This window comes from Streptomyces lonarensis (assembly GCF_012033735.1).
GTDB lineage: Bacteria > Actinomycetota > Actinomycetes > Streptomycetales > Streptomycetaceae > Streptomyces > Streptomyces lonarensis.
The window spans coordinates 1-1,397 of record NZ_JAAVJD010000466.1; the positions used below are offsets into that span (position 1 = coordinate 1).

Annotated in this window: 1 protein-coding gene and 1 pseudogene; both read right to left on the bottom strand. The window is 77.9% G+C overall.

The window, feature by feature from the left end; all coding sequences use genetic code 11:
- A pseudogene (locus HCN56_RS25555) lies at positions 1 to 359 on the bottom strand (hypothetical protein); the annotation flags it as partial.
- A gap of 169 nt (positions 360 to 528) precedes the next feature.
- Positions 529 to 1,397: RICIN domain-containing protein (locus HCN56_RS25560; RefSeq protein WP_167975021.1), on the bottom strand; the 869-nt coding region annotated here is incomplete at its 5' end.

A 1,397-nucleotide genomic window follows, 5' to 3' on the forward strand; every position in this document is an offset into this window, starting at 1 on the left:
GTGGAGGTGGGCGCGTCCGGCGCCCCGGCAGCCGTGCCGGGGGCCGGCGGCGTGCGCTTGCCGAGCGCCCAGCCGGCCTCCGCCCCGCCGAGCTCCTCCGGTGCGTCCGCAGCCCCGCCCGCGCCGCGGGCGGCGGTGGGGCCGGTCGCCGCACCCGCGGCTGCCGGGCCGCTCCCCTCGGTGGCGGGCACGGGGGCGCCGGGGCCGGCGCCGTTGACGGTCGGCTCCGCTCGCGGCGCTGAGCGGCCGGTTTCCCCGACGGCCTCGCGACCGCCGCCTGCTGCGGGCGGCGCACCGGCGTCTGCTGCGGGTGGCGCACCGGCCGCCCGGGCGCCCTCGGCTCGGGAGTGCTCGGACATGGAGGTCTCCCTCTCGCCGCGTGACGCGACGGGCTTCAGCGAGGACGTGACGTGCCGGGCGGTGCGGGTGCGCGGGTGCCGGGTGCCGCCGGTCGGCGGCCGGCCCGGACGACCGTCGCCCCCGCCGGCCGGACGGCGGGGTGCGCGCGACCGGCGGGGGCGGGGGTGGTCAGCTGTCGCCCACCAGGCGCCAGGTGTGGTTCTCGTGGCACGGCCAGATCCGCAGCCGCTTGTCGGACTCGCTCGCCTCGTAGGCGAGCATGCAGTAGTCGTGGCTGGCGAAGTTCCGGATGTAGTAGGTGCCGGACTCCTGCTCGTCCAGCCACCACAGCTGGTTGTCGTCCATGTCCGGGAAGCACCGCGCCTGGTGGACGAGGGTCCCGCGGTCGCGCTGGCCCTTGTCGGGCAGGTCCAGGCAGAAGCCGCCGCGGTCGTTGCGGAAGGTGTACAGCGGGGCGCCCGCCGGGCCGGCGTCCTCGAACCGCATCTCCAGGTTCCAGCGGATGTCGTCCGGGGACGCCTCGCAGTCGACGTGCTCCAGGGCCTGGTTCCGGTTGCCGGTACCGCCGCCCGGGGTGCCGACGCAGTTGCCGTTGACCACGTTCTGCAGCAGGACCCGCTCGGTGGGGAAGGCGGGCCCGTCCGGTTCGGGGTCCGGCTCCGGCTCGGGCTCCGGTTCCGGCTCGGGCTCCGGCTCGGGCTCCGGTTCGGGCTCCGGCGCCACCTCGGCCTGCACCGGTTCCGGTTCGGGTTCGGGCTCGGGCTCGGTCTCCTCCGGCTCGGGTTCCGGGGCAGCGGCGACGAAGTCCCCCGGCCGGTCGACCTCCTCCCGCAGCACGGTGTCGGCGGCGGGCCCGGTCTCCAGGGTGGTGCCGCCGCCTGACCGGTCGATCGACAGCAGCAGCAGGGGCGCGGCCACCAGCAGCACGCCGGCGAGCGCCGCGCCGGCCAGCACCGGGCGGTTGGGACGGCCCTCGTCGGCCGCCTCCGCCTCCGCGTCGATGCGGTACCGGTCGTCCTGCCCGGGCGCCGCGGCCG